Source organism: Enteractinococcus helveticum (assembly GCF_020742345.1).
GTDB classification, from domain to species: Bacteria; Actinomycetota; Actinomycetes; order Actinomycetales; family Micrococcaceae; genus Yaniella; species Yaniella helvetica_A.
In genome coordinates this window covers 49,042-75,852 of record NZ_DYXC01000098.1, presented here as the reverse complement: position 1 = coordinate 75,852, position 26,811 = coordinate 49,042, and the positions used below count along the sequence as shown (strand labels likewise).

At 56.7% G+C, this 26,811-nt stretch carries 21 protein-coding genes and 3 pseudogenes; 9 read left to right on the top strand and 15 right to left on the bottom strand.

What is annotated here, in order from left to right; translation table 11 throughout:
- Positions 1-1,316 precede the first annotated feature (1,316 nt).
- Together K8V32_RS09255 and K8V32_RS09250 are read right to left on the bottom strand one after the other, a co-directional pair.
- A pseudogene (locus K8V32_RS09255) lies at positions 1,317-1,715 on the bottom strand (NUDIX domain-containing protein); the annotation flags it as partial.
- Positions 1,716-1,766: 51 nt separating this feature from the next.
- Positions 1,767-2,057 (bottom strand): annotated as a pseudogene (locus tag K8V32_RS09250) (HigA family addiction module antitoxin); the annotation flags it as partial.
- 646 nt (positions 2,058-2,703) lie between these two features.
- Between K8V32_RS09250 and K8V32_RS09240 the strand changes: the two are divergent.
- Both K8V32_RS09240 and K8V32_RS09235 read left to right on the top strand, forming a co-directional pair.
- A complete protein-coding gene (locus tag K8V32_RS09240; protein ID WP_303906213.1) occupies positions 2,704-2,928 on the top strand; it encodes a hypothetical protein in 225 nt (74 codons plus the stop codon).
- A gap of 968 nt (positions 2,929-3,896) precedes the next feature.
- Positions 3,897-5,216 (top strand): DUF3500 domain-containing protein, encoded by a 1,320-nt coding sequence (locus K8V32_RS09235; RefSeq protein ID WP_303906210.1) that lies wholly within the window; start codon positions 3,897-3,899, stop codon positions 5,214-5,216.
- A 269-nt stretch (positions 5,217-5,485) separates the two neighbouring features.
- Here K8V32_RS09235 and K8V32_RS14635 read toward each other — a convergent pair whose 3' ends face one another.
- Entirely contained in the window at positions 5,486-5,839 is a 354-nt protein-coding gene (locus K8V32_RS14635) for an aminoglycoside adenylyltransferase domain-containing protein (protein WP_369681056.1), read from the bottom strand.
- Between the two features lie 347 nt (positions 5,840-6,186).
- Positions 6,187-6,459: pseudogene (locus K8V32_RS09230) on the bottom strand (HigA family addiction module antitoxin); the annotation flags it as partial.
- An 884-nt stretch (positions 6,460-7,343) separates the two neighbouring features.
- Here K8V32_RS09230 and K8V32_RS09225 point away from each other — a divergent pair.
- Positions 7,344-8,207, top strand: a complete 864-nt coding sequence (locus K8V32_RS09225; RefSeq protein ID WP_303906206.1) for a hypothetical protein — start codon at positions 7,344-7,346, stop codon at positions 8,205-8,207.
- A gap of 169 nt (positions 8,208-8,376) precedes the next feature.
- On the opposite strand, the gene ychF is transcribed toward K8V32_RS09225, so the two are convergent.
- Both ychF and K8V32_RS09215 read right to left on the bottom strand, forming a co-directional pair.
- Complete coding sequence (gene ychF / locus K8V32_RS09220) at positions 8,377-9,462, bottom strand: redox-regulated ATPase YchF (protein ID WP_303906203.1); 1,086 nt, start codon at positions 9,460-9,462, stop codon at positions 8,377-8,379.
- Between the two features lie 165 nt (positions 9,463-9,627).
- Positions 9,628-11,367, bottom strand: coding sequence for an L-aspartate oxidase (locus K8V32_RS09215; protein ID WP_303906200.1), 1,740 nt, complete (start codon positions 11,365-11,367; stop codon positions 9,628-9,630).
- Positions 11,368-11,444: 77 nt separating this feature from the next.
- On the opposite strand from K8V32_RS09215, the gene K8V32_RS09210 reads away from it, so the two are divergent.
- Entirely contained in the window at positions 11,445-12,389 is a 945-nt protein-coding gene (locus tag K8V32_RS09210) for a LysR family transcriptional regulator (protein ID WP_303906197.1), read from the top strand.
- A 50-nt stretch (positions 12,390-12,439) separates the two neighbouring features.
- Here the strand turns inward: K8V32_RS09210 and K8V32_RS09205 are convergent, their stop codons facing one another.
- The 4 genes from K8V32_RS09205 to K8V32_RS09190 all read right to left on the bottom strand — a co-directional run bounded on the left by K8V32_RS09205 (position 12,440) and on the right by K8V32_RS09190 (position 16,528).
- Positions 12,440-14,521, bottom strand: coding sequence for a heavy metal translocating P-type ATPase (locus K8V32_RS09205; protein WP_303906194.1), 2,082 nt, complete (start codon positions 14,519-14,521; stop codon positions 12,440-12,442).
- Positions 14,522-14,680: 159 nt separating this feature from the next.
- Positions 14,681-15,187 carry a hypothetical protein gene (locus K8V32_RS09200; protein WP_303906191.1) on the bottom strand — a complete coding sequence of 169 codons (507 nt, stop codon included), beginning with the start codon at positions 15,185-15,187 and terminating at the stop codon, positions 14,681-14,683.
- Between the two features lie 92 nt (positions 15,188-15,279).
- Positions 15,280-15,621 carry a thioredoxin family protein gene (locus tag K8V32_RS09195; protein WP_303906188.1) on the bottom strand — a complete coding sequence of 114 codons (342 nt, stop codon included), beginning with the start codon at positions 15,619-15,621 and terminating at the stop codon, positions 15,280-15,282.
- Positions 15,622-15,691: 70 nt separating this feature from the next.
- Complete coding sequence (locus K8V32_RS09190; RefSeq protein WP_303906185.1) at positions 15,692-16,528, bottom strand: SDR family oxidoreductase; 837 nt, start codon at positions 16,526-16,528, stop codon at positions 15,692-15,694.
- Positions 16,529-16,662: 134 nt separating this feature from the next.
- Here K8V32_RS09190 and K8V32_RS09185 point away from each other — a divergent pair, with 134 nt between their 5' ends.
- Positions 16,663-17,880, top strand: coding sequence for a DNA recombination protein RmuC (locus tag K8V32_RS09185; RefSeq protein WP_303906182.1), 1,218 nt, complete (start codon positions 16,663-16,665; stop codon positions 17,878-17,880).
- A gap of 4 nt (positions 17,881-17,884) precedes the next feature.
- Positions 17,885-18,355, top strand: a complete 471-nt coding sequence (locus K8V32_RS09180; RefSeq protein WP_303906179.1) for an SgcJ/EcaC family oxidoreductase — start codon at positions 17,885-17,887, stop codon at positions 18,353-18,355.
- Here the strand turns inward: K8V32_RS09180 and K8V32_RS09175 are convergent.
- Positions 18,352-19,278 carry a Link domain-containing protein gene (locus K8V32_RS09175; protein ID WP_303906175.1) on the bottom strand — a complete coding sequence of 309 codons (927 nt, stop codon included), beginning with the start codon at positions 19,276-19,278 and terminating at the stop codon, positions 18,352-18,354. The two genes, K8V32_RS09180 and K8V32_RS09175, sit on opposite strands and share 4 nt — an antisense overlap.
- 77 nt (positions 19,279-19,355) lie before the next feature.
- Between K8V32_RS09175 and xseA the strand changes: the two genes are divergently transcribed.
- Together xseA and K8V32_RS09165 are read left to right on the top strand one after the other, a co-directional pair.
- Positions 19,356-20,624 (top strand): exodeoxyribonuclease VII large subunit, encoded by a 1,269-nt coding sequence (gene xseA / locus K8V32_RS09170; RefSeq protein ID WP_303906172.1) that lies wholly within the window; start codon positions 19,356-19,358, stop codon positions 20,622-20,624.
- 4 nt (positions 20,625-20,628) lie between these two features.
- Positions 20,629-20,916 (top strand): exodeoxyribonuclease VII small subunit, encoded by a 288-nt coding sequence (locus tag K8V32_RS09165; protein ID WP_303906168.1) that lies wholly within the window; start codon positions 20,629-20,631, stop codon positions 20,914-20,916.
- Between the two features lie 96 nt (positions 20,917-21,012).
- On the opposite strand, the gene K8V32_RS09160 is transcribed toward K8V32_RS09165, so the two are convergent.
- The 3 genes from K8V32_RS09160 to K8V32_RS09150 are packed head-to-tail and all read right to left on the bottom strand — an operon-like array spanning position 21,013 to position 23,709.
- Positions 21,013-22,254: a pyridoxal phosphate-dependent aminotransferase gene (locus tag K8V32_RS09160; RefSeq protein WP_303906165.1), complete on the bottom strand. Its 1,242-nt coding sequence runs from the start codon at positions 22,252-22,254 to the stop codon at positions 21,013-21,015.
- Between the two features lie 44 nt (positions 22,255-22,298).
- Positions 22,299-23,240: a hypothetical protein gene (locus tag K8V32_RS09155; RefSeq protein ID WP_303906162.1), complete on the bottom strand. Its 942-nt coding sequence runs from the start codon at positions 23,238-23,240 to the stop codon at positions 22,299-22,301.
- 4 nt (positions 23,241-23,244) lie between these two features.
- Positions 23,245-23,709 (bottom strand): NUDIX hydrolase, encoded by a 465-nt coding sequence (locus K8V32_RS09150; RefSeq protein ID WP_303906161.1) that lies wholly within the window; start codon positions 23,707-23,709, stop codon positions 23,245-23,247.
- Between the two features lie 55 nt (positions 23,710-23,764).
- Here K8V32_RS09150 and K8V32_RS09145 point away from each other — a divergent pair, with 55 nt between their 5' ends.
- Entirely contained in the window at positions 23,765-25,615 is a 1,851-nt protein-coding gene (locus tag K8V32_RS09145; protein ID WP_303906159.1) for a tetratricopeptide repeat protein, read from the top strand.
- Here K8V32_RS09145 and K8V32_RS09140 read toward each other — a convergent pair.
- A complete protein-coding gene (locus K8V32_RS09140) occupies positions 25,612-26,805 on the bottom strand; it encodes a phosphotransferase (protein ID WP_303906156.1) in 1,194 nt (397 codons plus the stop codon). The genes K8V32_RS09145 and K8V32_RS09140 overlap by 4 nt on opposite strands.
- Positions 26,806-26,811 lie beyond the last annotated feature (6 nt).

The window sequence follows — 26,811 nt, the reverse complement described above, 5'->3', positions numbered from 1 at the left end:
AGATTTGATGCCAGAGGCACTCCTGTGCGCTCGCCAAACGGTGGGCGCCATAAGACGATCTCGCCGAGTCTGGTTCCGAGACCAGCACTGAGAACATGCTATTTGTTCGAGCGGGCGCCACTGACTAATCCACTGCCGTAGGGTTGCCGGCGGTGATCACAGCCAGGACGTCCTGGACTCATCTTCTCGTACATATTGATATAAAACCAGCAGACGATACTGTAAACAGGTTTTCAACCAGGGTTCGTTGGTGTCGTCGGTCGGTAGTTCAGTGGCGCCGTAGTTTCTTAGTTACGCCCGGTAAGGTCGTCGATCGGACATGTAACGTACATATCCGATGTATTTTATGAGACGAGTCAGAGCATTAGGAATGTGAGCGGGCGGCATCAGTGAAAATGCCTGGGCTACCTACCGCAAACCCAAACCTGACTACTACGGCACTAGTCGAACACTGCGCAGCTGCCATGACCACAGCAAGTTACGAAAGGAACCCATAGCACGGGAGCCACCGCGATCGCCATCGCACGATGCCCGCTATCTACCTGTCCGGTGCAACAGGCACGAAAACCGTGACAGTGCCCGACGTACCCACGACTCATTCGGGCCGGATCGCGTAGGCATTCGCAGCCAAAAATCCGAAATCTCCCGCCGCAGTAGCGAAGCAACTACCGGATTCAGCCCCTACAGACAAAGCAGCAAGATTGAATTCCCTGCACGGTGGCATGAGGATTATTCACAGGTCAAAACCTCTCGTTGTTCTGCTTCGATCAAGAACTTCACCAATGTGATGACGAATCCTTTTTGTCCTTGGCCGTATTAGACGACGAGCTCAAGGTGCCGTTCAAAATCCACTCGCTGGGACAGTATCCTGACAACATCAACTCTATCTTCACGTCTCAAATAGAAGACCACGCGTCTGCAAACTATCCCAGCACACTTCGATAAAGTTTCAGATCTATAAAAGGGCTTGCTGAGCGGCCGGAGTGAGCCAGTACTCGCTCACGATCTCTTGGACGCAATAAATGCCTCGAAATCGAATAACTCTGCTTCCCGGCTAGTCTCTCCTGCGCAACATGGAGCACATTGAAAGTTTTAGAGTTGTTGGCGCGTCAAACAAATGAAGTTTACGGTTAGCGACTTTGTGAATGCGCGGAGCAATTCGCTTAGCCGATTCACGATGCCAGACACACTCAGTATCGCGGTCACCTGACGAGCTGATTGTACGACCGCCTATATCGAAAGGCGCCAATAACGCTAGACGTTAAACCTGAACTCGACCAGGTTCCGTCACGTGCGCGACATCATGCATCCCGATCTCAATAATCAAGCTCGCCAATGCGGGTGCTGAATCCCGCGCACAGGGCGTGGGCATTTCTTAGCGGCATCCACCAACAAGTCCATTTCACGACAGGGCTGCCATCGGACGAGTCGTCCTCACCGGCGCTCCACCGTTCCGGCAAGTGATCGTCAAGGACTTCAAGCTCGAAGAAGTGTCGTTCATGCACTTCTGGCTTCGATGGCCACATGTCGTACCGTTCGATGCCGAGCGCGCGCACGACCCTCACTGTCAGGCCGGTCTCTTCCCACACCTCGCGCACTGCCGCATCGCACGGTGACTCACCCGCCGAGATCGAACCGGCAGGCACTTGAACACCAGCAACTTCCAGCGCAACGTCGTCATGTGTAAACACCAGGAGCCGCTGATTATGAATAACGTATGCCACGACCTTCTGGCGCACTTCACGGGAAGATGTCGACATGCGCACCAGCGGCGAGATCGAAGCGATTTGTTCCCCTGCGATGTCCTCGGCACGGTCCAACTCGTAGTGGCGCTGTAGATTGATCCAGAACTCCGCCGACGTGCCGAAGTATTTCGCAAGTCGCAGGGCAGTGTCCGCCGAAATCCCCCGTTTGCACTGGACGATCTCGTTAATCCGCCGAGGCGGCACTCCGATCGACACGGCGAGCTTGTTCTGCGAGATCCCAAAGCCCTCAATGAAGTCCTCCCTGAGGACCTCACCCGGGTGGATCGGCTCGATCTTGTCAGTGCTGGTCAACGATCTCCACCTCCTCTGGTCCAGCGTCCGTCCATACGAAACAAACCCGCCGCTGGTCGTTGATCCTGATGCTGTGCTGACCGGCCCGGTCACTTTGGAGGGCTTCGAGTCGGCGCCCAGGTGACACGCGGAAGTCTTCGAGGAACCCCCGCAGACCCCACCTGACGAAACTTGCGCAACGCGACCCGATGGCTCCTAGGATCTATCAACCGCACGCGTTCACGACGCCACCGTTGTTCGGTCTCCTTGTCGCCGAACGATCTAATTATGGGACCATCATATAGCGCCAAGCGTCAATAACGTCAAACGTCAAACCGAAATTCCACCGCGTTATGGACAGAGCTATCGACAGGAGCGCTCAGCTTGCCCTTTGTGTACGCCATCGTACCCCTAGAGCAGGTTCCGACTTCGTCGTCTTCGCATGACATCGGACGGTTCGTGCTCCGGAGCCTAGAGAAGGGATGCACAATGAAAATGAACTGGAGACAACACCCCGGGGTCTGGATGCTTATCGTCCTCAATGCGGCGGTGCCGAACGCTCTGCTGATGCACCTGCTGCTGGCGATGCCAGTAATCTGCGCACGGACCTGAGCGTGCTGGTCGGGTTGTTCCTCCACCTCGCCGCTATCAAGGAGCCTTCCGGTGCTTGGACGATGCAGCGTTGGATCGTCGGCGTCAGGACTGCCAGGTCGTGGTCGAGCGACACGCCCCGTCGGGCTCAACTCTGAACGGCGGCTTGCTCTTCGAGTTGATCCTCGGGAAGATCCTGAAGAGGTATCTCCTGGACCGCTCCGAGCTGAGCGAAGCGGCGCAGGCAGAGTTCATCGACCACATCTTGATCCCGCTTTTCCGTCCCGCCCCCACATTCTAGAACGAGTGATTCGCCCCACAGACCCCGTTCGTTGTCCCGCAGTCAGATGTCAGGTCGAAAACCGGACCACGGCCGAGTTCGGCACGGATCAACCACTGCCAGTCGGTACCGAGGAGAACTACCGTACGCTAACAGCACTAATCAATAGCCGCCCTGATCATCGCCAGACAGGACCAGTCTTTTCATGGGTCTCGGTGTCCAGCTTGTCCAACGGCAAGCTAGTAAACAAACTCATGCGTGAAGCCTTCGCACTCACTGCACTGTTGACGCTCTACCTTGATGCCGCCCATTTCCCCTTGGGTGGGAAATCGTCTTTCAGCTAACGGCCACCTTTCTCACGATGCTGCATGCCTTGACCGTAACCAAACCTGAGTATGCATCGGCGAAGCGGATTTGCGACGCCCTCTCTTTCTCCTCAGAGTTGCCCTTCCTGGTGAACAACCGTTTCGTTGACTTTGTCACCGCCCGGTTGGTCCATCTTCTTCCAGGCTCTATTCTTCGGCTTCTGGCTGCCGCTGATACTGCTGCCTTTCTTCTCCGCGCTCGGAGGCTACGCCGTGACCGAAACAGCCTTGGCTCGCTTCCGCGCGATCAAGAAGCCACTTTCACGTCATGTCACACTTGCGGTGATGGTTGGCACACGACTCCGCCTCGGTCTGTTAGTCCGCTGCAATGGTCGCTACAACTACGTGGGAGACGAGCCGCCGAGCGGGGAAGGCGAAGGCATAGGCGGCGCGCACCTCGTCAGCCGACCGCGGCATCACCAGATACTGCGGATGCGGTACGAGGTGTCTGCGACAGGACGATGCTCCGCGAAAAGGCACAGCAATAGTCTGGATGCACAGACGAACGGAGGACCCGGCGACGAGTCGCTGACCGGTGAGGCACCGACAGGCCCGGACTCATGACCTTCGGACGCCTACCAGCCCACCGATCATTCCCCAAGAATCAACTCCAAGGAGAGCCCCATGCAACAGTCCAACGCCGACAGGACAACGACACCGTTTCGCCTGCTCCTGTGCCGCGGAGCTCTGCAGGCCGCTTCCGTCCTGGTGAGCGGTGGACTCGTGCTAACCGGCTGCTCCGTGGGTTCCACGGACACCGCCACCGCTGAGACGAACAGTCAGACGTCGACCACATCGACGGCGGACTCCGCAGCGAGCGACAGCGAGCTGTCGCTCGGCGACACGACGACCGCCGCCTCGACGATCTCCAACACGACAGCTGCTGCACTGGCGTTCATGGCCACACTGTCAGACGAGCAGATCGAGACACTGACCTACGACTACGACGACGAGACGAAGTCCACCTCGTGGTCGAATTTCCCCGTGACCTTCGTCGATCGTGCCGGCCTGAACCTCACCGATCTGACAGACGAACAGAGGGCCGCTGCCCTCGAGGTCCTCGAGGAGCTGCTCAGCGAAGAGGCCTACGCGACCGTCGAGGGGATCATGGGAGGCGACGAGTACCTTCACGAGAACAGCAGCAGCACGGAGGACTCGCTAGGCCAGTACTACATCGCCTTATTCGGCGACCCCTCCGACACCGATGCATGGTCCATCCAATTCGGCGGCCACCACCTCGGCATCAACGCCGACCTGAATGGTGGCGAGAACGCCATCACCTTCGCACCGACGCACCTCGGCGTCCAGCCCGCCGTCTACACGAACGACGACGGCGACGAAGTACAGCCATTCGACGGGATCTACACCGACGCTTTCGCTTTCTTCGACAGCCTCACCGACAACCAGCAGGCCACGCTCACCTCCGGCGATGTCAGCATGTGCGCGCCCGGCGACACCTGCGACTTCTCGACCGGTTCCGGGCTGACCGGTGCCGACCTCACCGATAAGCAAAAGAAGCTCCTCCTGGAGCTGATCGCCAACTGGGCCGGGATGGCCGACGAGGAGACGAACACCGCTGAGCTGGCCGAGATCGAGACAACGCTCGACGACACCGTCATCGCCTGGTCGGGCGAGACAACATACGACATGTCCAGCGGCGACGGCATCAACTTCTCGATCTCCGGTCCGAACGTCTACGTCGCGTTCCAGGCCCAGCAAGGCTCGGCCGGGGCCGACGTCGACGGCATCTCCACCTCCGGCTGGGGACACGTCCACACCATCTACCGCGACCCGAGCAACGACTACGCCGGCAGCGTCACCCAGCAGGAAGGCTCTGGTATGACCGGAGGTCCCGGCGAAGGCAGAGCACCCAGCGACCTTGGAGCAGCCGGCGAAGGCGGAGCACCCGACGCCCTCGTTAGAACTCCGCCTGAGGAACAGTGAGAACGGAACGATCAGCTCGACCCAAGCACGGCCTGTTCGCTCGACGACACCACCGATGGAGCGGTGGTTGAGCGGACTAGCCCTGCGGGGTCTGCCAAGGAACGTCAGAGCATATCCGCTGCCACTTGGTCCAGCAGTATGCGCCGTGAACTCTAGACGTTAAACCGGAACTCGGGAAGAGTCACGTCGCTCATATCGCAGTTCGCACTATGACGTGGGACGATGCGCTCTCGAGATGGACGACTGCTACACACCACGGGAACTCTGCGTCACAGCCGAGGCCCCTTGTCCGATCTGTCCTGCGGAGATCGATTATGCCCCGATCCACGGACGTCCGCGGCTTCGTGAATCAGATGTCGTAGGGTCTGCACGACACCGAGCGTCCGGTCGTGTTCGCGTCTCCAGTCCACTCGAGCCCGCCCGAGGTATTCCCCTTTGGCCAGCGCCAACAGATCCGCCTCAGCCTTGTCCAGACGAGGGCGAACCCGCTCAGCGGCCTGATATTTCAGAAGGATCTGCCCCGACTCGGCGGCACGGGACGAACGAGACCTTCCAGTGGTGCTCCGTACAGTACCCGATGCGAATCCAGCGCGGTGGACAACAGGACCACCACACCGGATCACGTTCCGGGGCAGGTACGAGGCCGGCCACAAGTTCACTGCGCATCCACTCGCCGAACTGGAAGTCGCGCCGAGGGTTCTTCGTCAGTGACTGCACGTCGTCCACGACCACGCTGGTGACTTCCAACGGGCGACGGCCGGCGACTTCGGGAAACTGTGGCTCGTGCCCGATCTACCCCGAGAACCCGAGATGCATGGAGACCAGAGAGATCCGCTCTGCTGATGTCAACGATCGGCGGGTGAGTGCGAGCAGGTCGATGTCGCTGCCGGGACGCAGCCCGGGTCCTTGCGGCGCAGATGATCCAGGACGGGCCGGATCAATTCATCCACCGCGATCATGAGCCGCCCGTCTACGCCACTTCCAGCGGCGTGATCGCTGCAATCTTGTCACGCAGCGCCCGACGTTCGAACCGCAGCTCGTAGTTGGACTGCAGGTTCATCCAGAACTCATCGGACGTCCCGAAGTACCGCGCCAGACGGATCGCCGTATCCGCGGTTATCCCTCGCTTGCCGTGCACGATCTCGTTGATGCGTCGCGGCGGCACCCCGAGGGATACAGCCAGCTTGTTCTGCGTGATCCCAAAGCCCTCGATGAAGTCCTCCATAAGGATCTCTCCCGGGTGGAAACGCTACAATCGGGTCATGGCTCAGCGACGATCACACCGCATCCTCAACGGCCGAGCGACGGCCTACCCGCCCACAGAGACCCGTGGATAGCAGGTGTCCTTCACAGACACGGCTCATCAAACCGGGGGTCTCGTGGTGCAGAGGTCTTCATGCATCGCACCGTGTTGGCGCGAAAGATATCTGCAACGAGCCTGGAGGTCGCCGGCTACGTCATGCGATGCTCAGGCGGGGGTCGTCAGGGCTGCCGCGGGTTCGCTTCGCTGGAACCCTTGCCCTCAACGAGAAGTGGTGCAGTCGGGAGGTCAGTCCACGTCAGACACTTCCGTGGGGTGCGGGCGTGCCAGTAGGTCAAACGGGTCCACGCCGATTCGGGCGGCGAGGGTTTCGAGTGCGTCGAGTCAGATATTCCGCTCGCCGCGATCATATCTGGCTCACAATGCCCGGTCCATTTTTATTTCATGGGCGAATCCTTCTTGCGTAAATCCGGGATTCTCTCGGTGTTCCCGCATTCGTTTCGCAACGAGCCGATTCAAGTATCCCTTTTCTTCCTAGTCACGGCCCAACATTCGACCCCTGCTATCGTTTGGTTCGAGGATCGCTAGATCCAAGATTCATAGGTCCGGCGTCGGTCGGACCCCACGACAGAGGGAGATGCATGAAGAAGACCGCGGCGACAACAGGGGCACTGATGGTGATGGTGCTGGGGCTCGCTGCCTGCTCAGGAACCGACGAAGACCCCGCAGGGCAATCAGCGACGTCCGCCGAGAGCGGGATGGTTCTGGAAGTCCCCGACGTGTCGGGGCTGGCCACGACGGACGTAACAACCCCTGGTGACGCAGGCACGGTGGTGATGCCCACAGGGACACTCACTATCGAGCGAGTGAGCACAGTCGAAACTGTGCCTGCGCAAATCGGCGACGACGCCACCCCCGCAGCAGACGACGAGACCTTGCGGCCCGCAGACGGGGAGGTGTTCCGCTTGGTGCAGGTGCGATACTCGGACTCAGGAGGGTATTCCTCCACTGGCCAGGACGCAGATCATGAGGCGGAGATGCCAGGCTCCCCCATGCTGTCCCTCTCCACTGACGGTCAGACCCAAGAACTGGGAACACTGGGTAGCGAGCACTCGGAGCAGGCCTACATCGCCTCGGTTCCCGCCGAGGGGGATGCCTCGCTGGTGGTCTCACAGGCCGGACATGATCAGACCGTGGACCTGACCACCGGCGAAAGAACACCCGACGACATCGCCGCAGCGTACTACCGGGACACGACCCATGCCGACATCGAAGAGACACTGCAAATACCGACTGGGCATTTAGAACTCACCGGAGCCCACAGCGGCGACACCACGAAAGAGGTTGCGTTGAACGTGGACCTGAGTGACGCACAGATTGGCGCATGGGACCCGGAAGAGGGATGGGCTGAGCCTGACACTGCCTGGATGCACCTTTCCGGGTCCATCGCGCTCGACCTGTCAGGCAGCGGAGAGGTGCATGTGACCAATGCGAATGTCCGCGTCACGGTCACCCCCGATGCCGGAGACCCAATAGAGGTCGACATTCCGCTGGATGAGACCAGTACGGCCAGACTCGACATGCCGATCGCCGTGCCGGTCGACATCGAGTCCTTCGAGATCACCGTCGATGCCGAGGTCGACACAGAGCTCGGCGGGAGCTGGGAGTACCGGGGAGACTCCACTGTCAACCTTGAGTCCGAGCCGCTGGTGATCACGGTCGAGGACTGACTACGCACCACCACGTCAGGCCGCCGGGATGGTAGATCCCGGCGGCTTTTCCTTGCCCTGACACGCTCGACCACTCGCTGCACGAGCGCTACAGATCCTGCTACAACCAGTCTCGGCTACACGGTTTTGTAGCGTTTACTGCGAATAAAACCCCAGGTCAGAAGGGGCGTCATACATTAAACCTAAACTCCACAACGTCGCCGTCTTGCATCAGGTAGTCCTTACCTTCCAGCCGGACCTTTCCTTGTGCTTTGGCTTCGGCCATAGAACCTGCGGCGACGAGGTCTTCGAATGACACAACTTCGGCCCGAATAAATCCGCGCTGGAAGTCGGTGTGTATGACCCCTGCGGCTTCTGGCGCGGTGTCGCCCTTGTGGATAGTCCAGGCACGTGCTTCTTTTGGTCCGGCAGTTAGGTATGTTTGCAGCCCGAGGGTTTCGAAGCCCACGCGGGCTAATTGGTCCATGCCGGATTCTTCACGGCCGGCCATCTCGAGCATTTCGCGTGCTTCGTCTTCGGACAGTTCCACGAGTTCGGATTCAAACTGCGCATCGAGGAATACGGCTTGAGCTGGAGCCACCATGTCGGCCAGCTCTTGTTTGCGTGCTTCGTCAGCCAGCACGCTGTCATCAGAGTTGAAGACATAGATAAATGGTTTTGCTGTCAATAGGTTGAGTTCCTGCAGATGCTCCATCTCCAGCTTGTCGGATTCAACCGACGAGAAGATGGTGTCGCCACGTTCCAGGACTGCTTGGGCGGCAAGCATCGAGTCCAAGACTTCTTTATCGGTCTTCTTACCTTTGACCTCTTTTTCAACGCGCGGGATGGCGCGCTCCAGGGTCTGCATGTCTGCCAGAATCAGCTCGGTATTGATGGTTTCGATATCGGAGGAGGGATCGATCTCACCGTCGACGTGAATGACGTCGGTGTCTTCAAATACGCGGACTACCTGAGCAATGGCGGAGGATTCACGAATATTAGCCAGGAACTGGTTGCCTAGGCCCTCACCTTCGGAAGCGCCTTTAACAATGCCGGCGATGTCTACAAATGAGACGGTTGCTGGCAGCACCTTTTGTGAGCCGAAGATTTCTGCGAGCTTGTCCAACCGCTCATCGGCAAGATTCACGATCCCGACGTTTGGCTCGATGGTTGCGAACGGGTAGTTTGCAGCGAGCACTGTCTGGCGAGTGATGGCATTAAATAACGTTGACTTACCGACGTTGGGCAGTCCGACAAAACCTATTGATAAAGACACGGCCCCTACTCTACCTGGTGGAATTGGTCCAGAGTTGGCTGTGTGGGTTTTTGAACTTTCGGCAGAATATTTAGTGTTTCGCACCGCCCCAGATCGTCTCCGGGCCGATGCCTTGACGGTGTGGCCTCCCGTTCCGACTGGCCGTAGGAGACCACACTGTATCCATTATTCGACGAGTTTGCCTTCTTGGCTGACGTCCCGGATCAGTTCGCTGATTTCCTCTGGGATCGGGGCGATTTCTTCTCGAGTCACACCGGTTTTTGGTGACCAGACGAGGTTGACTTGCATGTCTGGATCCATCTGCGGATAATCGCTGCGATTGTGGCAGCCGCGAGTCTCTCGACGTTCCAACGCGGCTTCGAGCGTTGCTCGGGCTGCGAGGGCGGAGGATTTCAGATCGTACGCGTGTGCCAGATCCTGGAATCCGGCGATGTCTGGATGGATTCCAACGTTTTTCATCCGCGCTTCGATTTCATCCAGACGAGCTAGACCTTGCTTTAATCCTTCTTCGGAACGCACTACGCCGGCGCATTCGGTCATCATGTCCCTGATGGCGCGTTGCAAGGCTCGGACGTTCTCTTCACCGTCAGCCGTGAGTAGTCGATCGACTTCGCCGCGCGCCTTGGCAACGGCATCTGCGGAACGCGTCTGGGCCAGTAGATTGGCAGAGTATTGCGCTGCGGCCTGTCCGACGATACGGCCGAAGACAAGTAATTCGATCAGTGAGTTGCCGCCAAGCCGATTGGCACCATGCAAACCGCTAGATGCTTCACCGATTGCATAGAGGCCATCAACATCAGTGGAGTGGTCTTCTGGTCGCACCCATACGCCACCCATCGAGTAGTGTGCCGTCGGCGCGATTTCGATTGGTTCGCGAGTGATATCAAGCATCTGGGTTTCCATCAGTGTTTGATAAACCCGCGGCAGTCGTTCCAGGATAACCTCGCGTGGCAGGTGGGAAACGTCGAGCCAGACTCCCCCATTTTCGGTGCCCCGGCCTTGCTGGATTTCGGTATATGCGGCAAGCGCTACCCGGTCTCGAGTGGAAAGCTCCATACGCTCGGGGTCGTAGCGTTCCATGAAGCGTTCTCCGAGCGCATTGCGGAGGATTCCACCCTCGCCGCGGGCGGCCTCTGATACGAGGGTTCCGGCAGCGTTTTCGGGTTCCAAAATACCTGAGGGGTGGAACTGGACAAGCTCAGGGTCCCGGAGGCGAGCACCGGCTTCGACGGCAAGACGGAATGAGTCACCAGTATTTTCGTCGCGTCGAGAGGAGGTGCGTCGCCAAATGCGGTTGTGTCCCCCGGCCGCTAGGATTACCGCGTCAGCGTGAATCAGATATCGGGTGCCGTTATTGATGTCGAAGCCGTAGGCTCCGAAGACTCGATTGTCGTTGGTCAGAATGTCGGTGATGTAGACGGTATCGAGGATCGGGATTTCATGTTGTTCGCTTCGTCGAACTAGGCTGCGTTGGATTTCTAGACCAGTGTAATCTCCAGCGAATGCCGTACGACGGAAGGTATGTGCTCCGAAGAATCGTTGGGAGATGCGGCCGTCTTCTTCTCGGGCAAAGCCCATGCCATAGCGTTCAAGGTCGCCGATGCCTTCTGCAGCTCCTTTGGCTACGGTCTCCACGGTTCTCGGGTCAGCTAGGTAGTAGCTTTCTTTGATGGTGTCGGCGGCGTGTTGTTGCCAGCTGTCTTCGGCGTCCATGGTGCCCAGAGCTGCGTTGATGCCACCGGCTGCGAGCGCAGTGTGCGCATCATTTCGTGGACGCTTCCCGACTGCGATCACGTCGACGCCTTGTTCTGCCAATTCTATGGCAGCTCGTAAGCCTGAGCCACCGGTGCCGATCACTAAGACGCTGGTAGAAACCTGTTGTTCTTTGGTTCTGGTTTTCATCATGGCTCCACGCTAAGAACCGCAAGCATGATTAGTCCAATGAATTATCTGAGTCAATTCAATGCAGATATGCTATTGATATGAATCTTGAACAACTGCAAAGTTTTCTCACAGTAGCTGAAACTGGGCATTTCACCAGGGCAGCTGCGCAATTACACATTGCTCAACCCACCCTGAGTCGACAAATCTCAACATTGGAATCCGAGTTAGGTTCCGAGCTGTTTTATCGCGCTCGGGGAAACATCACATTGACGGCTGCCGGCGAGACACTGTTGCCGGTAGCTTCCCGCATGCTGGCAGATGCGGAGCAGATCCGCTTCCAAATGCAAGAACTCGCCGGTTTGCAACGTGGCCGCGTACGGCTTGGAGCCCCACCAAGCATGTGTGTGTCTGTGGTGGCTGAGACTGTTGGGCCTTATCACCGTGATTACCCAGGCGTGGATCTTCATCTCCGGGAATCTGGTTCCCATCACCTGCTGAACGAGTTGAACAGTGGCACACTTGATCTAGCTATCGTGGTCGCCTCTGAGCATGATCCCTCGTCTGCGGAGAGCCTGGATCATATCCCGTTACTCGAAGAAGAACTGGTGGTGATTGCTTCCGATGGACAGCATTTTGGCAGGTATCGAAACCAGCTGACGCTTCGACAATTGGCCGATCTGCCACAAATCCTGTTCTCCGACAGCTATGATCTGCGTGCTACGACTATGGACGCGTATCGGCAGCAAAAATTGGAACCGAATGTTGTCTTGGAGGGGGCAGAGATGGACGCCGTGCTTCGCTTTGTTGAGCGCGGCCTCGGGGTCGCGGTCGTGCCTGCGACTGTGCTGCTTGATCGGCCGAACCTGTTGTCATGCCGTCTGACTGAACCTGCGCTCACTCGCACCATTTCATTGGCGCATCGCCGTGAGGTCACACTGAGTCGTGCGGTTCGGGCCATGCAGGAACTGATTCTGTCTACCGTGCAAGACCTCGCCAAGCAGAGTCCTGCTATTCGATCGTTGTCCAAAGACCAGCAGGGGTGAGCGCGTTGATTCGAGTAGCAGATGCTCCGTAGAAGTATCGCGAACAGAAATCAAGATACAGATACCGACGCTGCACTGTTTTCCGGCGATAGATCGATGCGCCGTAGCAGCTGTGCATTTAGTGCAACGACTACAGTCGACAACGACATCAGAATCGCTCCAACCGACATTGGTAGCACGACTCCGATGGGTGCTAAGGCACCGGCGGCCAGTGGAACAGCCAGCAGGTTGTAACCGGCAGCCCACCACAGGTTCTGTTTCATCTTGCGGTACGTGGCACGAGATAATTCGATTACCGACAGCACTGATCGCGGATCTGAGCTTGCCAGAATCACCCCGGCGGAAGCTATGGCAACATCGGTTCCGGCACCAATGGCAATGCCGACATCAGCCTGCGCTAATGCGGGGGCATCGTTCACTCCGTCTCCAACCATCGCGACTTGCTTACCTTCGTCTTGCAGTTGGGCGACTTTGGCAGATTTATCTTCGGGGCGTACTCCTGCAAAGATGCGGTCTATGCCCAGTTGTTGTCCAACGTTTTGAGCAACGGCTTCGGCGTCCCCGGTGATCATCACGACTTCGACGCCTAATCTATGGAGGACTTGGACTGCCTCATATGATTCAGATCGGATCTCATCGGCAAGCTTCAGCCCGCCGATCACTTCACCGTCTCGCAGCACATGCAAGATAATGGCGCCTTCGGTCTTCCATTGTTGGGCAACAGGAATTTCCTGACGATCAGCTTCAGCCAGCATGTACGGTCCGCCCACTTGGATGCGCTGAGCATTGACCATCGCGGACACCCCGACTGCTGGAGACGATGAAAATTCGGCAGGACGGGGAATATCGAGACCGCGCTGTTGTGCTGCGCCAACGATGGCTTTCGCTAGTGGGTGTTCACTGGGCGTCTCAGCCGCTGCTGCAAGCGCCAAAACTTCATCTTGGGTGTACTCGCTGACAGGCTCGACATCGGTGACAGCCGGGCTGCCCTTGGTTAGTGTTCCAGTCTTATCAAAGAGGACTGCATCGACCTCGCGCATCGCTTCTAATGCCAAGCGATCCTTAATCAACACCCCACCTCGGGCAGCACGTTCCGTGGCAATCGAGACGACAAGAGGGATGGCCAAACCTAATGCATGTGGACAAGCAATAACTAAGACGGTAATGACTCTGGCGACGGATGTTTCAGGGCCACCGACGACCAACCAGATAATTGCCGTGATTACGGCGGCAGCGAGGGCGAACCAGAATAATAATGCTGCTGCGCGATCTGCAAGGCGTTGTGCTCGTGATGATGAGCTTTGCGCTTCGGCAACCAGCCGGTTGATTCCGGCCAACGCCGTGTCGTCTCCCGAAGCGGTCACTCGGACTTTGATTCCAGAGTCTGTGGCCACGGTTCCTGCCGTGACAAAGGATCCGATGCCCCGTCCGACTGGACGTGATTCACCGGTAATCATCGACTCGTCCATAGCAGCCCGTCCATCAAGGATCTCACCGTCGGCCGGTACGCTAGCGCCGGGTCGGACCAGTACGACGTCGTCGACACGCAACTCGTCTGGTTTCACGATGACAATGTCGTCGCCGTCGAGTCGTTCTGCTTCATCCGGTAACAGTGCCGCCAGCGAGTCAAGTGCCGAGGTGGTCTGCTCGAGCGAGCGCATTTCGATCCAGTGCCCCAGCAGCATGATCACGATCAGAAGCGCCAGTTCCCACCAAAATTCAAGATCAGCAGCGACCAGCCCGAGGGTCGCCGCCCAGGAGGCGAGAAATGCCACCGTGATACCCAATGAAATCAGCAACATCATCCCGGGCGCTTGGGCCTTGATCTCATTCACTGCACCGCTCAAAAACGGCCAGCCACCCCAGACATACATGACCGTGCCAACTAACGGCGCGATCCACAGCGCCCCCTCGGGGACGTCATATCCCAGCAAGTGTCCAAACATCGGCGAGAACAAGACCACTGGAATGCCAATAACCAGGTTGATCCAAAACAGCCGACGGAATTGCCCTACATGGTCTCCATGATCACCGTGGACATGATGCCCATGCCCTGTGTGGCTGTCATCATTTGCATGTTCAACATGTTCTTGGGTCATATGGACGTGATGGTCGTGGTCGTGTTCTGGCATCTAGCTGCGCCTCGCTTTCGATGTGCACAGGATGAGCTAAGTGAATGGGAAGCTACGTTTTAACCTTGGCATACGTCAGGTCTCAATTCCCGGCTTCGACGACGCTTTGCGTCATAGTCAACGCTGGTTTCCAAAACCGGATCACGCTTGACCGAAATATCAGGCTACTAGATACTCCCTCAGGCCGGTATTTGGATCCCAGGCATAATCCGTCTGAACATCTTCAGTATCCAAATATCCGTCATTCCAGTCAATTAGCTCATCCATGATTTCGTCCAGGGATGGAGCCCACAGATCATCAGCGATCAGATGGTCGAAGATTAAGTTTGCGATAAAAACAGTTTGGAAGGTCTGTGGGTCACGTACCAGCGAACCAGGTGTATGCTGCAGCGTGGTCGCAACTCTTTCCATGGTGGTCTGCCTGATGAGTCGATCTCCAAAATAGGCGATCAGCCCCCTAATCAACAACAAGGATTTAGTGGTGATTCCTCCCTCATCCGTGAATCTGATACGTTCACGGACAAAGTCCACATAGTCTTCTAGACTGTTGCAGTGATGGTCTCGCCCAATTTTCTCGAAACGTTTAACGTCTTGGCGAATGCACGTTTTCTCACGTCGAGTGAATTCACGAATACGTAACGTAGTGTCTGCCGTAGTGATCATCATGATCTCCTTGCCTAGAAATGGTATGGATGATCACGACTCTGACAGCAGCTACAACACCCCGTAGGTCGTGTCGGCCAAATTGTGGATAACTCTTATGCCGGGTTCGACGTGTTTTCTGGCTGGATCGTTTTGAGCTGTTCGATGATCTCTGCTAGCTGTCGGCGGGTGGTCACCCCCGATTTGGCAAAGACATGTTTGCCATTGCGAAATACTACGACCGTAGGCAGCGATCGGATGCCCATGATGGCAGCCAGGTCTTGCTGTTCATCCGTATTGACGGTGGCAAACTGCACGTCGTCTACCTGGGCTGCGACGTCGGCGAAAATAGGACGGAACCGTACACAGGTGGTACACCAGGGTGCCCAGAAATCTACGACCACCGTGTCATGCTCTTGGACCGTTATGCCTAACGTAGCTAAGGTCAATTCGCGCATGACTCCTCCCGTGATCGATAATGCGACAGCGAAATGAACTACACCCGCTAGCTCATAGCCTATCGATGAGTTAGTCCACGAAAATGTCCTTTTCGAGGTCGGCTGGATCCACACCGGGCGAGTATTTGGCGAAATCGGTGATCCCGGCGTCTTCTAGGACGTCTTCACACAGCATCGTGCGACCGGCGTATCGGCTTGGCTCAGCGGTCAACACGACATGGGCGGCATCAGAATAGACCTCCGGGGTTCGCGAACGCTCATACATCGTGGTGCCACCCAGCGCATACTGCACCGCTGCGGTTTGGATGGTGGTTTTGGGCCACAAACAGGTCGCCGGGATGGTGTTTTGTGCTCCGATGCCCAGTGCGGCCAAGCTCATCCCGTATTTGGCCATCATGTAGGCCGGGGCTGCGCCCAACCACTTCGGTGACATATTCAGCGGTGGCGACAGGCTCAGAATTCTAGGATCTGCAGAAGCTTTCAGGTGTGGCAGTGCAGTTCGGGTCAGCAGAAATGTGCCGCGGGCGTTGATGTCGTGCATCAAGTCGTAGCGTTTCATGTCAATATCGGCTGCCGGCTCCAGATTGATGGCCGATGCGTTATTAATGACGACATCGATGCCACCGAATTCTTCCACTGCACCGTCCACAGCGGCTTGGATATCAGATTCTTCGCGAACATCCCCCACCACCGGCAGTGCTTGTCCCCCAGCTTCACGGATCTCATCGGCGGCCGTATACACGGTTCCGGGCAGTTTCGGATGCGGCTGGGCGGTTTTGGCAAGCAAGACAATATTTGCACCGTCTTGTGCGAGACGTTTGGCAATGGCCAGGCCAATGCCGCGGCTACCGCCGGAGATCAACACGGCCTTGTTGTGCAAGCTGGATTCTGCCACAAAATACTCCATTCATCGAGGTGTTGCCTAGGTTACATTGTGCCAGTATTTGCCAGTACTGCAAGTACCGGTTATCGACGGCACACCCGAGACGGTGCCAGCGCGCCCGGCTTATCTTGTCCTTCCGATGTGTAAGTCTTAGAGGTATGGAGATTTCGACTGCGATCGTGCTGTGTATTTTGATTGCCGTACTGTTTTTCATCATCGGCTACGTGGTTGCCAAGCGTACCGGGGGTGGACCATCAGATGGTACTACTGAGGCCGCACTTCGAGAGCAGTTGGCCACTGCTCAGACACGCGCCGATCTGCTGGAGCGCCAACGCACCGAAGATCGTGAGCAATTCCAATCGCAGCATCAGATCGTGCAGATGTTGGGTCCACTGGCACAACAATTGGATCACCTAGGCACCCAGGTGGCGCAGCTGGAACGCGACCGCGGCCAACAATACGGCCAGCTCTCTCAGCAATTGCGCACCGCCCACCTTACCGATGCTGCCTTGTTGGAAAATACGCAGAAGCTGGTGGCCAGTCTGCGCTCGTCATCGGCTCGCGGGCACTGGGGTGAAGTCCAGTTGCGACGCATCGTGGAAGCCGCGGGCATGCTCCAGCATACGGATTTTGAAGAGCAAGTCAGCCTGTTGGTCAACACCGCTGAGCGTGATGGGGAACAGTTCCGTCCGGATATGCTGGTGCACTTACCGGGTGGCAAATCCCTGATCGTGGATGCGAAGGCGCCCATGTCGGCTATTCTGCAAGCCGCCGAAATTCCGGCCGACGGCTCTGAAGAAGACCAACGACGTCGTGCCGAACTTGAAGCAGCCCACACTCGAGCACTTCGAGCACATGTCAAAGATCTCGGAACCAAGAAATATTGGCATGCCTTAGATAACACCCCGGATCTCGTATTGCTGTTCCTGCCGGCAGAATCCCACCTGTCGGCAGCTCTAGAAGCCGACGCAGAACTCTTGGACTATGCCTTTAGCCAGGGGGTGGCCCTGGTGTCACCGGTGTCATTATTGGCAACATTGAAATCGGTTGCCTATGCCTGGCAACAGGAGACCCTCGTGGATAATGCCCGAACCGTATTTGCGTCCGCCCGTGAACTCTATGAGCGTCTTGGGCTATTAGGACGTCGTCTGGATTCACTGGGTAAGTCCATTAACACTACGGTCACCCGGTTCAATTCGATGATGGCGACACTTGAGGGTCGTGTGCTGCCGTCTGCACGTCGTCTCGAAGAACTCGATGCTTCTCTCGATGCAATCGCTGTGGCAGAACCCGTGCAGCAGACTGCCCGGGATGTCACCGCACCGGAGCTGCAGGCCAATATTGATGCAACCGGTGGCAAGACCAAAGCGGAGTAAGACCATGGATCGGCAATCACCAAAATCTATTATTACCGGCTTTCAACAGGCCTGGAACGCCCACGATGCCAATGCGTTAGCAAAACTCTTTGTCGACGACGCCGACTTCGTCAACGTCACCGGTCTGTGGTGGACTACTCAAGAACGCATCCGAACAGCCCACGCATTCGGTTTTGCCAATATTTTCGGCCAGTCCACCATGAACGTTGGCCGAACCGAAACCCGCATGCTGGGTACAGATCATGCCGTCGTCCACGCGCGGGTCACCATCAGCGGACAAAACACACCAGACGGCCAGGAAACCCAAGACCGACGCACGGTCATGAGCTTTGTCGTCACACGCTTGCACGATGATCACGGAGACTATTGGCGAGCCGTCTCGGCCCACAACACTGATGTTGTGCCAGGTAGTCCCGATACCCACGTGAATTCACCAGCTGGCCACATAGCCGTCCGCTATCGGGACGAGCGCTAGGATCGACGACGATTCGCTGAAATAAAACCGCCCAGAATACCCAACAGTGCCATCCCAATGGCAACGGCAACCATGACCAGTAGCTGCGGATTCGCCCAACTCTCAACAGTGTCCAATAACGCGCGGACCAAAATCAGATTCGGGTCGTCTTCAGTTCGTTGCAGAACGATATTTTGCATCCACATGTACCCAAGTTTGGCGGCTGCGCCGCACACCGCCGAGACAAGACCGGTCACCAACCAGACAATCCAACGACTACCCCAGGAGGCAACGACTAACGCCATCACAAAGATCATCGCTGCCAAGGCCAAAGTCGCCGGCCACAAGGTCATCACTTCTTCGACTATGACCACCTGTTCAGCAGTCAAAAAACTCACCGGTGGAATTGAGGTAGCAACTGATGTTTCTGATTCACCGTCCAACTGCAATGAAGGGGCTTCAACTCCCGGCAGGTCAGCGGTAGCTTCGGCCACAGCATCTTCAATCATCGATAAGGTGAGGTCAGTGACCGGCCCCAATTGCAGAACCAATTGTGCTTCAGTGGAGTTTTCCGGAAACGACTCTCCGGCCTCCAAACGTTCACGCAGCCCGGTAATGTCATCAAGCCATCCCAGACGAGTTTGTTCCAACGACTCAGACCAGGCTGCATCAAACTCTTCATGTGACACAATACGAGCAGAAACTTCCGAAATGGCCTGCTTCAAAGCGTCATCCACGACGGCGATCCCGGTGGTATCGGTGGCCAGATTCCCAACCGCCCCGGGTACGGCAGCCTTAAATTCTTCAGCCCCCGGGCCAGAACCTAGGATAGCTTGGATAGGTTCGGGCTGATGAATCAGTTCGCTCAATTTCCACGAAACCAGCCCAAAGGAAGCGGTAATACCGGCAATGATGGCTAATATAACCGCCAAGAAGTTACGCATTCCTAACGCCTGCTCTCTTCACAATGTCGTGGTTATGACATCATCGTGATGTTCCAAATCTAGTGTAAGTGGTAGATATGTCTGAACACATTCCAGCCCCCAACGGGCCAGCTCAACCCCAGCTTGCTGCCGACACCACCCCAGATAATCCATGGCCACTGGCGCGACTATCGGAAAATCTGAAAAATTACATTGAACGGGTCTCCCCCACCTGGGTTGAAGGCCAACTCATCGAACACCGGGTCAGTCGCGGCCACGCGTGGATGACAATGCGTGATCTCGACGTTGAAATGTCACTGCCCGTCGTCGCATGGGCTCGCACCGCCAATAGTCTAGATCCATCGATCAAAGAAGGTGCCCGGGTGGTGGCATTAGTCAAGCCAAACTTTTATACCAAGACCGGTCGATTGACCATGATCGTCAATGACATGCGACCCGTTGGCATCGGAGAACTCTTAGCGCGCGTTGAACGACTACGCCGAGCACTGGCCGATGAAGGGCTCTTTGCGCCAGACCGCAAAAAACCACTTCCGGTGCTACCAAATACCATTGGTTTGATTACCGGACGTGATTCAGATGCCATGCACGATGTGCAACGCAACGTCTGGCTACGCTGGCCGGAGGCCCGCTTCGAAGTCATCCATGCGGCAATGCAAGGGCCCCGAGTTTCCGATGAAGTCAGTGCAGCGCTACATGTCTTAGACCAAAATCCTCATGTCGATGTCATTGTGGTCGCCCGCGGTGGCGGGGCATTAGAAGAAGTCATCCTGCCGTTCTCTGATGAAGCCCTGGTGCGTACGGTATCTGAGCTGACCACTGCCGTGGTCTCAGCAATTGGTCACGAAGCCGACCGGCCTGTGCTAGATGACGTCGCAGATTTCCGGGCGTCCACACCGACTGACGCGGCAAAAAACATTGTGCCCGATGCTGCCATTGAATTAGCAGCAATCACCGATGTGCGCGCCCGCATGGCTCAAGCAGTGCAGCGACTCGTGGATGTCCAAGACCAACAGATCGCCCAACTGCGGTCTCGACCGGTTATGGCGCAGCCCGAGACTATGATCCAATTGCGGGCCGAAGAAATCAGCCAGCTGAGCACCCGTTCCCGGGCAAGCTTTGGGTACCAGCTGCACCGGGCCACCGACCACATCGAACAGCTCAAAGCCCGGGTCCGTTCATTGTCGCCCCAACAGACCCTGAATCGCGGCTACGCGGTGGTCCAGCACGACAACTCGATTCTGCGTGACGCGTCGAGAGTCACAGTTGGCGATGAACTTGATATTTTGGTTGCAGCCGGCCGGCTGACTGCCACCACGACTTCAGTAACTGAAACATCTAAGGAGTAACTCCATGACCGAACAACAACCACAACCTGCCGTTGAAGGCTTCTCATCCGCGGATGTTTCCGATGTCGATACGATGAGCTACGAACAAGCCCGCACCGAGCTGATTCAAACCGTGGAACGGCTTGAAGCCGGAGGTGCCGGGCTAGAAGAATCGTTGGCTTTGTGGGAGCGTGGCGAGGCACTGGCCCGCCGTTGTGAGGCGTGGTTGGAAGGTGCCCGATCACGGCTTGAAGAAGTCCGAACCCAAACCCACCCCGATCAGCAAGATCCAGACACGAATAACGCCGGCTAGTTCGCATCGCATGTATTGCTGTGAACAGGAATGACCGACACGGTGGCGCTGCCGGTCTGACCTGCTAGCCTGACAGCTACCGGCCGCGCCAAAGAGCTACAGTGCAGCGTGCCGGTAACGGTAATCCTCTAAGAACTCCGCGATCCGGCCAATACCATCGGTCAGTTGACGCACCGAAGGCAAAGTAACCAGTCGGAAGTGATCGGTGTCCGCGTAGTTAAACGCCCCACCATGTGACACCAAGATTTGTTGCTGGCGCAGCAACTCAATCACGAAACTTTCGTCATCTTCGATCGGGTACAGCTCTTGGTCCAGTTTTGGAAAAAGATAGAGTGCCCCGTGCGGTTCTTGGACTGTGACACCCGGAATCTCGCGCAGCAGTTTCATTGCCACGTTGCGCTGCTCTAAGAGCCGACCGCCCGGCAGAATCAGATCATTGATCGATTGGTATCCGCCCAAAGCAGTTTGGATCACGTGCTGGGCTGGCACATTGGCACACATGCGCATATTGGCCAGCAGGGTCAGACCCTCCAAAAAATCGGTGGCACGGTGTTTTGCCCCGGACACAGCGACCCAGCCGGCGCGATAACCAGCTACCCGATAGGCCTTCGACAGCCCGGAGAATGTCAGGACTAAAACGTCGTCGGCAATAGAGGCTGCGTGAATGTGCTTGGCATCTTCATACAGGATCTTTTCGTAGATCTCATCTGACAGGACCACGAGCCCATAACGGCGAGCGATTTCAAAAATGCCTTCGAGGGTTTCGCGATCATAAACTGCCCCGGTTGGGTTATTCGGGTTGATAATCACAATGGCTTTAGTGCGTTCCGAGACCCGGGATTCAATGTGCTCTAAATCCGGTACCCAGCCTTCTTCTTCCACGGTCCGGTAGTGCAGGGCCTGACCACCCGACAACGTGGTTGCTCCAGTCCACAACGGGTAGTCAGGAGCTGGAATGAGCACTTCGTCGCCGTCATCCAGAAGTGCTTGTAGCACCATGGTAATCATTTCGGAAACGCCATTGCCGATATACACGTCATCGCTGCGGATATCCATGACGCCTTCGGTTTCATAGTATTGCGACACCGCACGGCGAGCAGAGGTGATGCCCTTGGAATCAGAATATCCCTGCGCATCTGGCAGGTTGGCGATCATATCTTTGAGGATCTCGTTGGGCGCTTCGAAACCAAATGGGGCCGGGTTGCCAATGTTGAGTCGCATGATGCGTTGACCGGCGGCTTCCAAACGTTGCGCCTCTTCCAGGATGGGACCACGCACGTCATAACGCACGTTGAGTAATTTGGATGATTGACGAATGTCACGGTATGTGCGGGGCACCGGGTCCTCCTGAGCTTGGAACTTAGGTCGATTGTAGATGACAATTATTCATTGTCACCGGTGATATTGATCACCGTGTCCGGATCGCTCAGCTCCGACTGGGCAAGCCAATACCGAATCGCATCATCGACCTCAAATTGCAGATCCGAAACAGACGTCTGAGCATTGTAGTAACCGCGCAATAAGGTGGTTGCGGCTTCACTGTCGAGCACGTCGAGCACGTCAGTGATCTGGTCTACTAGGGCGTCGTCGACTTCGGTGCCAGACACGGCCACAATATTGCTATTGGGCCACTGTTGTGTCTCAACGTCCAAGGTCTCCAACCCTTGATCACTGATGGCCGGGTCCAGACCGCGTAGCATGACCACCGTGTCCGGCTTCACTATCAACTGTTCGATCAGTGCACCATAAGTTTCGGTGTCAAGAGTTTCCACGGTTTCAAACCTGGGTTCACAGCCTTCTTCGGCGAGTGCATCGCTGATGACCCGCAGAGATTCTTCGGGCAGTTGCGGGTGAAACCAGGTCTGTTGTGCACAGGCATCGGCCATCGGCTTTTCGGGATCTTCAGCATTCACCACGGTGCGTGCAAAATTTGCCGCCGTAATCGATGAGGTACTGGCCACGAAGCCGAGTTCTGCCGGTGCTTGAGCGATGAGCTCGACGTTATCGGGTACTTCAACGGAGCGTTCTTCCACCTGCTGATCTTGAGGCGCCGAGACGATCCCCACAACAGTTTGATCTTCTGGGGTTTCTGCCTCGAGGGCGTCAAACACCTGCGCTGGGGCATTGTGCTGTTGGACGTCTACCTCGACACCGTGTGTTTGTAAGTATTCGGCCACCGCTAACGAGGTGGCTTCATCCAGGGCCATTGATGTGGTTATGATCGTCAACTGATTCGTCTCAACAGCAGCCTGTCCGGAACACCCAATGACTACTAACGTGGCCGCTGCCAGACCTGCCAAGCGCAAGCTATGTGGTTTCCTCACGTGGTTATGACTCCTGTGGTGTGCGACGAAGTTGCTCCGAAATCTTCAAGGCTTCTTCAACCCATTCCGAGACCCGATGTCCCTTGGTTTCTTGTCGATTATGCAGCTGGCTGATTGGGATCCAGGCGGCGTCTGTAGAGGACCCGCCGACCTCTGGACGCAGTGTTCCAGACACGATCTGAGCACTGTATAACAGCCGTAAAATTTGCAGCGGAAGATGTTGTCCAGGTACCCGTTTCTCCCTGGGAATAACGTGTGTAGATACTGACAAAAACCTTGTGAGAGCAACGTTGTAGCCGGTTTCCTCCCATACTTCACGAACGCATGCGGTCTCGGGTTGTTCGTTAAATTCGATACCGCCGCCGGGCAAAGTCCAGAAAGAACCAACTGAGCTTTCCCATAAGCTCAGCAAAACGTCATCCTGTTTCGTAATTAGCGCATAAGACGCGGGTCGCCACTGAAAATCCATATTTTCTCAGTCTAGTGGTCGCAACCTCCTCAAAGTGATCACTAGACTATGAGTCATGGAATTCTCGTCGTCGTCGGCTGAATTTGATGGACCAGACAGCCAATCTCATCTCCCCTCAGTTGTCGAACCGAAACTTCGAGCACTACTGGGCAATCGATCGACGGTAGCGGATTTAAACCAAGAATCCGCACACACTGCTCGTGGCTGGTTAGATTTGGCACACGAAGCCGCATACGCCGATGACTTAGACCGCGCCTTGGCTTGCGCCACGCACGGTCTAGCCAGTGCCGGAACTAATCCTGATATCAAACTCGGTCTATATCGGCTGCTGTCGTCTGTGCATCATAAACTTGAAGACGAAACCGGCATGCATCAGGCCATCCAACAGCGCACCAAGTTGTTGCGTTCGCTCGGTCAGACCCATCAGGCCGAGATGGAAGATCAGCTCGGTTCGATTTTATTTGCCGAAGCTGATGGTTTCGCGGCCACTGTGTTACAAGGCGTTGCCGAGCAAGAGCGTTCTTTAGACTCCATCGATACGGTACTGACCGATGTTCTCATTGGGCTCGCTGTGCATCAGATGAGCCAGATGCGAGCCCATGAGGCGCTGGTCTCGATCGAAGAAGCCGTGGCATTGCAACGTCGTCGTGCTGAAGCCGGTTACCGTCTCTCGGCTGGTTCGTTGGCGAATACTGAAATGTTTTTGGCCCACCTGAAATTGATGAATGAAGAAGTGGATGACGCCGATGAACTGTCACAGACAATTTTAGATTCCGGTTGCAACCGGGCTGTGCGTGCCGCGATGTGGATGATGCAGGCGGTTATCGCTCATCACCGCAATGATATGAAACAAGCCGCCACTTTTGGCATGCGCGCCCTGGAACTCTATGCGCGCCTGCAAATTCGCCCTGGTGCTGCTTCGGCGGCGTCACTGGTGGCATCGGTTGCCCGCCGCGCCGAGAAGCATCAGCTGTCTGTGCTGGCATGGCGGGTTGCAGTGGATCAAGCAGAACAAGGTGAGGTCGAAGAAGCCTCCGGCCTGGTGGCTGCCCTGGGACATCAACTGCTGGAGGCCGGCGAGGTCACAGAGGCCGAAGAGGTGTTGTCCGGATTGGTGACTCGTGAACGGCTCAACGGCAACCACCATGTTCTAGCGCATGCCCTGATTGATTTGGGCAATTCGGTGTCCCGTCAGCAGCGGTATCAGGAAGCGGTGAAACACTGGCGGGATTCCATTGATGCGTTTCTCAAGGTCGATCGTGTTCACGAGGCCGCCCGGACCAGTCTGGCCGCCGGAATGAAGCTGGCCGAAACCGGGGATAACGAGGTCTACCCCCAGGCCGAGGAGCTGCTGCGTCAGGCCGTTGAGATGGGCAAGGCCTCCGAGGATCCGGTTGTCGAAACCCAAGGGTTGCGCGAACTTGCCAAATTATTGTGCGAACAGACCAAGCCCGAGGGTCTACAACTCTATGATCAGGCGATCACGCTGGCCAGTAACGACGAGGTGCGGTATGTGGCCGCAGATCTGACCCGGTTAAAGGCCCGGGCCTATGCGATGTTTGGCAAAACGAATAAAGCTGTGGCCACCGCGCTGACTGCCGCCGACATGTTTGAGGATGAAGCCGAGCTGGCTATGGGCCACTGCTGTGAGTTATTGGCCGGGAAATTCCTGGTCGAAAAGCATAAATGGGTTGAGGCTATCACCTTGTTTTCTACGATCGCTGATGCCGAAGGTATCAAGTCGCAACTGCGCAAGGCGGCTCTGCTGGGGCTTGCTGCCGCACTGCGGGGTCAAGGCGATGAGACTGAAGCCCAGCGAGTAAGCCGGCAAGCCGAACGGATTCGCATCGATGCGCCGCTGGAACCGGAATATGAATTCATCGCAGAGGCATTTTTCGAAGACTAGGCCAGCTGCATGAGGGCTTCAGCAATTGTCAGATAGGCTCTACCTCTGGACTGAGTTTCGGCATCGGGTTGATATGCCGGGATAAGACTGATGACAACCGTGGTGGCTCGCACCGCCAGGGTTCTAGGATCTGTATGCTCAGCCAGGCGTTGGAAGGTGACCATAGCGGTTTGCCAGCCCCAGGGTTGCGGATCGTTGTATCCCAAGACTGCTAGGTGTCCGATCAAGCACGCATAATCATCCACCCGGTAGCCTGGACCAGCCCCGTCCACGTCCAGGAGTTGCTGTATTTTACCGGTGATGGGATCCACCAAAATGTGCGCCTCATATAGATCACCATGGGTGGGCACAATCGGTCCAAGCCGGATATGTTCGTGCGCGCGTTGGAGTCTGGCACCCAACCGGGTGATCCGTTCGCTTTCTTGTGGCATCGTGCGCCGTGCGGAGCTTATGAATTCCTGGTGACGATCCGCCCAGGAGGCGTGTTGGGGTCGTTGCATGATCTCAGCGGGGAACCGATCTAACATATCGATCAGCTCCAGGGAGTCGAAACGGTTATGTGCCCCTTCGGCCCGGGTATATTCGCCCAGCGGCATGCCCCTGCCGCCTGGCAGCGCCAGGACATCCGAGATCGGTTCCGCAACCGGAGTCACCACTGGCACGTGTGCTGCAGCCAGCAGCTGATGCATTGCATAGACCGGTTGGGCGGTCCCGGAGCGCAGGACTTTCAGAAAGAGCGTATCGCTGAGTCCACCGGCAGTCGTAGGTGCCAGCCGAGCTTGAAACACCGCGCGGTTCAGTGGCCGGTAAATCACCGCGCTCAACGCAGTTAATTCTCGATCGGGAACAAAGTGCTCACGGACCTGTGCCGGGGTGGCTGCTAATCGTAAACCCGGCAGCAACGGATCGGCGGGGTGCTGCCAGACGAAAATGTCGATGTCCGCAATGGTGGCGAAATAGCCGACGGCGTCAAAGGGTACTTGTGCGGTTGTTATACCGTAGAAAGCTTGGCTCGGCTCTCCCCCGGGCAGCCGAACGTTGGCTTCCATAATGGCATAGTAGTGACCCCTGCGGTATTGGACGTCATGCAGTACGGCATGGTGCAATTGACGGCCAGAGCGGTTCAGGACGTCACTGAGCAACTCAGTGAGTTGGGTAGCACGAAATGGCCCAAACCCACCGGTGAACATTGTGCG

Excerpts from the sequence above, each read along its gene's own strand:
- K8V32_RS09235 (WP_303906210.1), top strand. The coding sequence starts at position 3,897 with ATGCAACAGTCCAACGCCGACAGGACAACGACACCGTTTCGCCTGCTC.
- K8V32_RS09215 (WP_303906200.1), bottom strand. The coding sequence starts at position 11,367 with ATGATGAAAACCAGAACCAAAGAACAACAGGTTTCTACCAGCGTCTTA.
- K8V32_RS09210 (WP_303906197.1), top strand. The coding sequence starts at position 11,445 with ATGAATCTTGAACAACTGCAAAGTTTTCTCACAGTAGCTGAAACTGGG.
- K8V32_RS09205 (WP_303906194.1), bottom strand. The coding sequence starts at position 14,521 with ATGCCAGAACACGACCACGACCATCACGTCCATATGACCCAAGAACAT.
- K8V32_RS09200 (WP_303906191.1), bottom strand. The coding sequence starts at position 15,187 with ATGATGATCACTACGGCAGACACTACGTTACGTATTCGTGAATTCACT.
- K8V32_RS09195 (WP_303906188.1), bottom strand. The coding sequence starts at position 15,621 with ATGCGCGAATTGACCTTAGCTACGTTAGGCATAACGGTCCAAGAGCAT.
- K8V32_RS09190 (WP_303906185.1), bottom strand. The coding sequence starts at position 16,528 with ATGGAGTATTTTGTGGCAGAATCCAGCTTGCACAACAAGGCCGTGTTG.
- K8V32_RS09185 (WP_303906182.1), top strand. The coding sequence starts at position 16,663 with ATGGAGATTTCGACTGCGATCGTGCTGTGTATTTTGATTGCCGTACTG.
- K8V32_RS09180 (WP_303906179.1), top strand. The coding sequence starts at position 17,885 with ATGGATCGGCAATCACCAAAATCTATTATTACCGGCTTTCAACAGGCC.
- K8V32_RS09175 (WP_303906175.1), bottom strand. The coding sequence starts at position 19,278 with ATGCGTAACTTCTTGGCGGTTATATTAGCCATCATTGCCGGTATTACC.
- xseA (WP_303906172.1), top strand. The coding sequence starts at position 19,356 with ATGTCTGAACACATTCCAGCCCCCAACGGGCCAGCTCAACCCCAGCTT.
- K8V32_RS09165 (WP_303906168.1), top strand. The coding sequence starts at position 20,629 with ATGACCGAACAACAACCACAACCTGCCGTTGAAGGCTTCTCATCCGCG.
- K8V32_RS09150 (WP_303906161.1), bottom strand. The coding sequence starts at position 23,709 with ATGGATTTTCAGTGGCGACCCGCGTCTTATGCGCTAATTACGAAACAG.
- K8V32_RS09145 (WP_303906159.1), top strand. The coding sequence starts at position 23,765 with ATGGAATTCTCGTCGTCGTCGGCTGAATTTGATGGACCAGACAGCCAA.
- K8V32_RS09140 (WP_303906156.1), bottom strand. The coding sequence starts at position 26,805 with ATGTTCACCGGTGGGTTTGGGCCATTTCGTGCTACCCAACTCACTGAG.